Below are 8393 nucleotides of genomic sequence, written 5' to 3'. Positions count from 1 at the left end.
ATAGTGGGGATCCGAGATGATGACCTGATCTCCGGGATTCAGCAGCGCCGCGAAGAGCGCGAACATGACCGGCGATGTGCCCGACCCGACGACCACCTGACCCGGGTCGACGGAAACATTGTAAGTATTGCCGTAATACTCGCAGATGGCTTCTCGCAGCTCCACGAGACCCAGGCTATGGGTATAGTGGGTGTGGCCGTTTTTGAGCGCCCTGCAGCAGGCGTCGTTGACGCACCGGGGGGTATCGAAATCCGGCTCTCCCACCTCCAGATGGATGATGTGGGTCCCGGCCCGTTCCATCTCGTTGGCCCGCTCCAGGACATCCATGACGATAAATGACGAAATGCCGTCGAGTCTGCGAGAAATCATCTTTTTTCCTTATACGACTTTGTTCAAAGGGTACTCGATGATCCCTTCAGCCCCGTTTTTGAGGAGCTGGGGAATCAGGTCTCGCACCACGCTGCCGTCCACCACCGATTCCACCGAAAGCCAATCAGAGTTGTAGAGATGGGCGATGGTGGGTGCGTTCAGGCTGGGCAGCAGCGGAATAATCCGATCGATACATTTTTCAGGGACGTTCATCTTGATCCCCACCAGTTTCTCACCCCTCAGAGCGCCTTGGAGCAGCAACGCGATCTGCTCTATCTTGTCCCGCTTCCGGGGCTTCTTCCAGGCCTCGTGATTGACGATGAGCTGCGTGTTGGTCTGCATCAGTTCGTGGATGATCTTGAGGCCGTGGGCGCGGATGGTGGTTTCCGTCTCCGTGACCTCCACGATGGCGTCGGCAAGGCCCGAGACCACCTTGGCTTCGGTGGCGCCCCAGGAAAACTCGACCTTGACGTCGATGTTCTTTTCAGCGAAATACCGTTTGGTAAAGGCCACCAGTTCCGTGGCGATTTTTTTGCCCTGGAGATCATGGAGGGTCTTGATGTCGGAGTCATAGGGCACCGCGAGAACCCATCGGGCCGGACGGGCGCTGACCTTGGAATAGACGAGATCCGCCACCACGTGAACATCCGAGCTGTTTTCGGCGATCCAGTCCTTGCCGGTCAGACCGGCATCCAGGGTGCCGTTTTCCACATAACGGGACATTTCCTGAGCCCGGCAGATGGCGCAGTCGATGGCCTCATCATTGATTTCGGGAAAATAGCTTCTCCCGTTGACGTTGATCTTCCAGCCGGAGCGTTTGAACAAATCGATGGTGGCGTTCTGGAGGCTTCCCTTGGGAACGCCGAGTTTGAGCCGCTCTATCATTTTTTATATACCTCCCTGGGATCAAATACGGGCTCCCCGACAATGGTAACCCGCCCGTCTTCGATTTTCTGGTAAAAACAGCTGCGATGTCCGGTATGGCACGCGGCGCCGCCGACCTGCTCGACCTTGAGCAGAACGGTGTCGTCATCGCAGTCGATGCGGATCTCCTTCACGCGCTGAACATGTCCGGAGGTTTTCCCCTTGATCCACAATGTGTTTCTCGAACGGCTGTGATACGAAGCCAACCCGGTTTTCAGGGTGTGCGTCCAGGCCTCCTCGTCCATGAACGCCAGCATCAGCACCTCGCCGGTCATGTAGTCCTGAACGACGGCGGGCACCAGGCCGCCCATCTTTTCAAAATTCAACCTTATCATCAACTATCCTCTCATAACAGGTCGCCGTCACCATCCAGATTGCCGGAGACGCCACGCCATGAACATGAGCCTGTCTCCCGGGCTTCGATCCGACGGCGAACGTTCACCCCAAGCGGTTCCTATTCGATGACCGCTTGACAGTTCACACCGTTTTACTTCATAGTTATCATGTGATTTATTCTTCATGAATCAAAACTGATGTTTGTAACCAGATCGACCCATAAAGTCAATTTCTTTTTTTATTCCCATTGCAAGTCGCTTGCCTAACCTTTGTATATCTGATAGCAGAAGTTCTGACAACATCATCAACATGAAAGCGAAGGACGCCGCTATGGTTTACGGAGATCAGAACGCTTCGAAAATCGGGAGATTCATCGGCCGGTTGTTCCGATGGGCAATCCTCCTTTTTTTTCTCGGCGTGATCGGGTCGGGAATCTTTTTGTTTGGCCTGTACAAATATTTCAGTGAAGACCTTCCCCAGATTTCATCCCTCAAGGACTATCGCCCCCCCGTCATCTCAACGGTCTATTCCGACGACAACCGGGTGATCGCCGAATTTTTCAAGGAGCGGCGCATCGTCATCCCTTACCCGGAAATCCCCGAAATGCTCGTCAACGCTTTTATCGCCGCCGAGGATTCCCGTTTTTTCGAGCACAAGGGCGTCGACCTCGTCAGCATCATCCGGGCGGCCATCAAGAACGTCGAGGCGGGTACCGTCGTCCAGGGGGGCAGCACCATCACCCAGCAGGTCACCAAGTCGTTTCTCCTCTCCCCTGAAAAAAAATTCAGCCGGAAGATCAAGGAGGCCATCCTGGCCTATCGCATCGACAACGCCTTCTCCAAGGAAGAAATCCTCTTTCTCTATCTCAACCAGATCTATCTGGGCCATGGCGCATACGGTGTTGCGGCCGCCGCGGAAAACTACTTCGGAAAATCCGTCCGGGAGCTCTCCCTTGCCGAGTGCACCATCCTTGCCGGCCTTCCTCAAGCACCCAGCCGCTATTCACCCTACAAGCACCTGGATCGTGCCAAGGAGCGTCAACGCTACGTCCTCAAGCGGATGATCGAGGAAGGATACATCACCCAGACGGACGCCGACGAGGCCTTTTCCACCCCTCTGGAGATCCGCTCCCGGCAGAATCTCTACCTTGAAACCGCGCCCTACTACACCGAATACATTCGCCAATACATCGAAAACCAATACGGAGCGGACGCCCTCTATCGGGAGGGTCTTAAAATCTATACCGCCGTCAACATCGAGATGCAGGAGGCCGCCCAGAAGGCTGTCGACCGGGGACTGAGAGCCCTCGACAAGCGCCACTCCGGATATCGGGGGCCTGTCGATCATCTGGCGCCCGGTGACGTTCCCGGATTCCTGAAAGCGCTGTCGGAAACCGACGGCACCGATGCTCTGAACCGGGGAGACATCGTCAAAGGGGTGGTAAGCGGCATCTCCGAAGAAAAAAAGGAAATCATCGTCGAAACCGGAGCGGGTACGGGTATAATACCGTTTAACAGTCTGTCATGGGCCTTGCGGGGACAGAAGGATGGACGCACCGCAAAACTCTTCACCCCGGGAGACGTCGTGTGGGTTCGTTCGGCAGAGAAAGGCGCTTTACAGGAATCGCGGGAGCTGCGGCTGGAACAGGCGCCCCAGGCCCAGTCCGCGCTCCTGTGCATCGAGGCCGGTACAGGGTTCGTCAAGGCCATGGTGGGCGGATCCGATTTCAAGAAAAGTCAGTTCAACCGGGCCGTCCAGTCCAAGCGCCAGCCCGGATCCGCCTTCAAGCCGATCATCTACGCCGCCGCCCTGGACAAGGGGTACACCCCGGCTTCGCAGATCTCCGACAATGTTTTTGTTTACCGGGACCGGAACATCACATGGAAGCCCCAGAACTACGATCGGAAAATACACGGCAAAAACTCTCTCCGCACGGCGCTGGCCCACTCGCGAAACCTGTCCACCATCAATCTCCTGGACAAGATCGGCGTCGACTACGCCATCAACTATGCCCGGAAGCTGGGAATCGAATCGGATCTCAGTCGCAACCTCTCCATCGCCCTGGGATCCTCGGGAGTCTCCCTGCTCGAACTCGTGACCGCCTACAGCGTATTCGCCAACCAGGGATATCGGGTGGACCCCATCTTCATCACGGGCATCCTCGACCGCGACGGTCGGGAGGTCGAGGGCATCAACTTCGACAGTGAACCGGTCCTCGACAGCGCGACGGCCTATCTCATGACGAGCCTCATGGAAAGCGTCGTCAAGGAAGGGACCGGCAAGAACGTTCTCGCCCTCAACCGCCCGGTTGCGGGAAAGACCGGTACCACCAACAATCTCAACGACGCCTGGTTCATGGGATACACAGCGGAATACATCGCCGGCGTCTGGGTCGGCCATGACCAGGAGCAATCCCTCGGTCCAAAGGAGACCGGCGGCCGAGCGGCAAGCCCCATATGGCTCGATTTCATGCAGACCGTCCACGAAGGAAGACCGGTGAAGGACTTCACCGTTCCCAATGGCGTCGTCTTTTCCAGGATCGATGCGGAAACCGGTCTGCTGCCGGTGCCGGGAACGGCCCGAACCCGTTTCGAATGCTTCAAGGAAGGAACCGTTCCCACTCGATATTCGAGAAGAGCCGACGCCGTAACCGAGAAAGAGCAGTTCTTCAAAATGGATATGTAGACCGGAGAATCAGGCCGTTTTGAAAGAAAACATTATACGACGCTCCCTCCGCAAAACCGCGGCCATCCTGAATATTGGGTTTGCGCCGCTGATGCTCATTCTCGTTCTGTTGAACCTTCCCGCCAAAGAGATCGCTCCACCCTCGGTCCTCTGGGAGGCAACAACAACGATGCGCTTTCCGGAGCAGGTGATCTATCGCGTCCAGAGGCCCTTCAAAGGCGACCTGGAGGAGCTCCGGAAAAAACGGATCATTCGGGCCCTCGTCAGTTACAGCCGCACCCATTTCTTTATCGATAACGGCGTACCCCGAGGATTCGAATACGAATTGCTTCAGAATTATGAAAAATATCTGAATCGAAACATTCGACGACGCGACCGCCAGATCAAGCTCATCTACATCCCGGTCCCCTTCGAGCGGGTTCTCGATGCCCTCCGAGACGGCCGCGGGGACATCGCCGCCGCCGGCCTTACCATACCAACAGAGGATCGTGAAAAAATCGCCTTCAGCATCCCCTACATCCCTGAAATCCACAAGGTGATCGTGCATCACCGGGCCATTGACGACATCCGGATCATCGAGGATCTCTCCGATCGGAAGGTCCATGTTCTCAAAGGCCGGGGGCACCTGCCCTGTCTCAGGCGGCTGAATCGACTGTTTTCCCGGGAAGGGCTTCCTCCCATGCAAATCGCCTTTCCGGACGGAAGGCTGGTGACGGAAGATCTCCTCGAATTCGTCAACGCCGGCGTCATGCCGGTCGCGGTGACGGACGAACACATTGCCCGGGTCTGGGCCGAGGTGCTCCCCAACATCATCGTCAGATCGGACCTGACCGTCAACGTGGGCGGCAGTATCGCCTGGGCCGTCCGGAAGGAGAACCCACAGCTCCTGGCCAGTATCGACAGCTTCCTGAAAGACAACAGCACGGGATCGTTTCTGGGCAACCTTCTGTTCAAGCGGTATTATCATGATGCCAGGTGGATCAAAAACCCGGTTTCGGAATCGGCCCAGAAAAGGCTCGAGGAGGTCATGAATCTCTTCAGAAAGTATGGCGACCGCTACGGCTTCGACTGGATCGCCATCGCCGCCCAGGCATACCAGGAGTCGGAATTGGACCATCGCAAGCGCAGCCACAAGGGCGCTGTGGGGATCATGCAGGTCATGCCCCACACCGCATCGAGCCGACTCATCGGTATCCCCGACATCCACCAGCTGGAAAACAATATCCACGCAGGGGTAAAATACCTTCACCACTTGCGCCACCATTACTTCAACGATCCGGCCATCCCCCCGGCAGCCCAGGTCGACTTTTCCTGGGCCGCCTACAACGCCGGCCCGTTAAAAATCATCCAGTTGCGTAAAGCAGCCGAAAAGCGAGGGCTCGATCCCAACCGATGGTTCCTCAACGTTGAACAGACAGCGCCGCGGGAAACCGTCGAATATGTCGCCAACATCAACAAATACTACATAGCCTACAAATTCTATTTCCAATCCATGACAGATCGCGGCGATCTCGCGATGCTTCGCCTCGAGGCGAACACCATCGCTCATGAATTGCACAATTTGCCCCAGACAGGCGCGGGCCATGCCCCCGATTCCAGGAACCATCGTTCATGGCATCTCCCAATGCCACAGCGCCCCCTGAAAGCATCGTCCCCTGGCCGTGAACCATTTTTTCGGGAAAGGAGAAATTGTGAATCCTGACATCAAAGAATCCATCTCGTTAAAATTTGTTATTATCCTGGCATCTTTCGTTATCATTGTCGCAGGAATGCGGGCTGCGGCGTCGCTCCTGGTGCCGTTTTTTCTCGCCGTCTTTCTGGCAGTGATCTGCACCTCGCCTCTCTCCTGGCTTCGACGCATCGGCGCGCCCACGCCGCTTGCGGTGATTCTCGTGGCCGTCTGCATCCTGGGCATGGGGTTTCTGGTGTCCGTCTTTATCGGCAAAGCCCTGAAGGACTTTACCATGAGCCTGCCCGACTACCAGAAAATATTCGAGGCAAAGGCCGTGGGAATAATGGCATGGCTCGAGAGCCACGGTATCGACACCGCCCAGTTCGCCGGAACGGACATCATCGAAACAGGATCCGTCATGAAGATCATCGGGGGATTTCTGGGCGGTCTGAGCGCTATTCTGACCAACATGTTCGTGATTCTTCTCACGGTAATTTTCATCCTTCTCGAGGCGGCGGGGATGCCGCAGAAACTGCGAAGCGCCCTGGGAGACACCGATGAGTCCTTATCGGGATTTTCCCGGTTCACGGAAAGCGTCAAGCGGTACCTTGCCGTCAAGACCTGGTGCAGCCTCCTGACCGGTGTCCTGGTGGCGGTGATGCTCAAGGCCCTCGGCGTCAAACAGCCTTATTTGTGGGGATTCACGGCATTTCTGCTCAATTACATCCCCAACATCGGCTCCGCCGTCGCCGCCGTCCCGGGCATCCTGATGGCCCTCATCCAGTTCGACCTGCCCCACGCCCTGTATATCGCAGTCGGGTATGCCGCCATCAACATCGGCGTCAGCTATTTCATCGAGCCCAGACTGATGGGCATTCGCCTGGGTCTTTCCACCCTGGTGGTGTTCATCTCGCTGGTCTTCTGGGCATGGGTGCTGGGGCCGGTGGGCATGCTGCTCTCGATCCCGCTGACCATGACCGTCAAGATCGCCCTGGAGAGCAGTCCGGACACGCGATGGGTCGCCGTCCTTCTGGGGCCTGCAAAAATCGTCGGAAACCCGCAGCCGCCGTTGGAATCCGGGACATCGACCGCCAACCAGTGACCGCAATGCTTCTAAGGGCTGCGGATGCCGTTCCGCCACTTGTTCAGGTATCGATGCTGCATGCGGAGGCCGGCTTGACCGAGGCGAGGAACCGGCGATAATAGACCAGCAGAAGGTAGGTCAGAGGAAGGGCGATGATAAGCCCCAGAAGCCCCAGAAGCTTTCCCCAAATGGACAGGGAGAGCATGATCATGGCCGGGTTGAGCCCGGTGACCCGGCCCATGATCCTGGGGACCAGTATGGCGTCCTGGATCAGCTGGACCACGCCAAAAACCGCAGTGGTCGTTCCCAGTACCAACCAGATGTCGGTGTTGCTCTCGAGGGCGTGGATAACGGCCAGAACAAATGCCGGAACGAAGCCGATGATCTGAAGGTAGGGGACCATGTTGAGCAGCCCCACAAACATACCCAGAAGCATGCCAAGGGGCAGCCCCACCCAGACGAAGCCCACCGAAAACAAGATACCGCACATAAAGGCCACGGCGGTCTGGCCACGAAAATACCGACTCATCGCCGATTCGAAATCCGCCACGAACCCTGTCACCGCCTCGCGATAATTCGGTGGAATCAGCTCCTTCCAACCGGCACTGACCTTCTCGTAATCGAGCAGGAGGAAAACCACGTAGAGCGCCACCACCCCAGTCCGATGATTCCGAGCAAAAAGCTTGCCGTCCCGGTGATCAGTCCCCAGACCCCCGGAAGAAGCCGCCGTGACACCGCTTCGAAAATTTTCCAGAAATTGTCGGTTCGAAAAAAATCCTGAATCTCGGGGCGGCCGGCAGCCGTCTTGACGGCCTCCCAGATATCCCTCGGCAGCAGCTGATCCGCCCGCCGGGCCAGGTCCGTGTCGTTGACCAGCCTGGAGAGGAGCCGTCCCATATGGCTGATCTCACTTACGACAATGGGGATGATCACCGCCGCCATGGCTCCCAGGACGAAAAAGACTATCAAGAGACTGATCAACACCGCGGCCAGACGGTTTTTGATCCGTTTCTGAACCCACGACACCAAGGGGTTCATCATATAGGCCAGCAACAGCGCGACGGCAAAGGGGATCAGGGCATCGCTCAGATAGTTGAGGAGCCAGATAATCCCCCAGAGAAACCCCATGGAGATGAGCGCGCGAACGACGCGATCGAAGGTGTAGGGACGGTGGTTCAATGCCATGATGTCATGATGCCCCTCGAAAATTCCTGGACCACTGCGAGATGAACCGCATCCACCGATGTTCAGAGCCCCAGAACGTGCTTGATGTCCGATAAGACTTTCTGCTCGGGTGCATCCAGTTCCAGGTCTGCCGAGGCG

At 56.9% G+C, this 8393-nt stretch carries 8 protein-coding genes; 3 read left to right on the top strand and 5 right to left on the bottom strand.

Annotation, left to right across the window (positions count from 1 at the left end; genetic code table 11):
- From AB7S84_RS15095 to hisI, 3 genes are all read right to left on the bottom strand, one after another.
- The coding region (locus tag AB7S84_RS15095; RefSeq protein WP_428155471.1) for an aminotransferase class I/II-fold pyridoxal phosphate-dependent enzyme at window positions 1–369 on the bottom strand (369 nt) is incomplete at its 3' end.
- Between the two features lie 9 nt (window positions 370–378).
- Window positions 379–1254 carry an ATP phosphoribosyltransferase gene (gene hisG, locus AB7S84_RS15090; RefSeq protein ID WP_020877327.1) on the bottom strand — a complete coding sequence of 292 codons (876 nt, stop codon included), beginning with the start codon at window positions 1252–1254 and terminating at the stop codon, window positions 379–381.
- Window positions 1251–1628 carry a phosphoribosyl-AMP cyclohydrolase gene (gene hisI / locus AB7S84_RS15085; protein WP_020877326.1) on the bottom strand — a complete coding sequence of 126 codons (378 nt, stop codon included), beginning with the start codon at window positions 1626–1628 and terminating at the stop codon, window positions 1251–1253. The genes hisG and hisI overlap by 4 nt, the downstream gene beginning before the upstream one ends.
- A 331-nt stretch (window positions 1629–1959) precedes the next feature.
- Here hisI and AB7S84_RS15080 point away from each other — a divergent pair, with 331 nt between their 5' ends.
- Genes AB7S84_RS15080 through AB7S84_RS15070 form a run of 3 tightly spaced genes read left to right on the top strand, consistent with a single transcriptional unit; the run spans window position 1960 to window position 7088 of the window.
- A complete protein-coding gene (locus AB7S84_RS15080; protein ID WP_428155467.1) occupies window positions 1960–4314 on the top strand; it encodes a penicillin-binding protein 1A in 2355 nt (784 codons plus the stop codon).
- A gap of 19 nt (window positions 4315–4333) precedes the next feature.
- A complete protein-coding gene (locus AB7S84_RS15075; protein WP_428155465.1) occupies window positions 4334–6016 on the top strand; it encodes a transglycosylase SLT domain-containing protein in 1683 nt (560 codons plus the stop codon).
- Window positions 6006–7088: an AI-2E family transporter gene (locus AB7S84_RS15070; protein WP_428155463.1), complete on the top strand. Its 1083-nt coding sequence runs from the start codon at window positions 6006–6008 to the stop codon at window positions 7086–7088. Before AB7S84_RS15075 ends, AB7S84_RS15070 begins: the two co-directional genes overlap by 11 nt.
- A gap of 43 nt (window positions 7089–7131) precedes the next feature.
- On the opposite strand, the gene AB7S84_RS15065 is transcribed toward AB7S84_RS15070, so the two are convergent.
- Complete coding sequence (locus AB7S84_RS15065; RefSeq protein WP_428155461.1) at window positions 7132–7722, bottom strand: AI-2E family transporter; 591 nt, start codon at window positions 7720–7722, stop codon at window positions 7132–7134.
- A complete protein-coding gene (locus tag AB7S84_RS15060; protein WP_428155459.1) occupies window positions 7656–8255 on the bottom strand; it encodes an AI-2E family transporter in 600 nt (199 codons plus the stop codon). The genes AB7S84_RS15065 and AB7S84_RS15060 overlap by 67 nt, the downstream gene beginning before the upstream one ends.
- Window positions 8256–8393: the final 138 nt, after the last annotated feature.

Source organism: Desulfococcus sp., from assembly GCF_050178255.1.
Taxonomy (GTDB): Bacteria; Desulfobacterota; Desulfobacteria; order Desulfobacterales; family Desulfococcaceae; genus Desulfococcus; species Desulfococcus multivorans.
The sequence above is the reverse complement of the archived record's forward strand: the minus strand, read 5'-3'. Positions and strand labels throughout refer to the sequence as shown.

What these genes read in the sequence shown, in the direction of transcription:
- AB7S84_RS15060 (WP_428155459.1), bottom strand. Translation starts at nt 8,255, where the DNA reads ATGGCATTGAACCACCGTCCCTACACCTTCGATCGCGTCGTTCGCGCG.
- AB7S84_RS15080 (WP_428155467.1), top strand. Translation starts at nt 1,960, where the DNA reads ATGGTTTACGGAGATCAGAACGCTTCGAAAATCGGGAGATTCATCGGC.
- hisI (WP_020877326.1), bottom strand. Translation starts at nt 1,628, where the DNA reads ATGATAAGGTTGAATTTTGAAAAGATGGGCGGCCTGGTGCCCGCCGTC.
- hisG (WP_020877327.1), bottom strand. Translation starts at nt 1,254, where the DNA reads ATGATAGAGCGGCTCAAACTCGGCGTTCCCAAGGGAAGCCTCCAGAAC.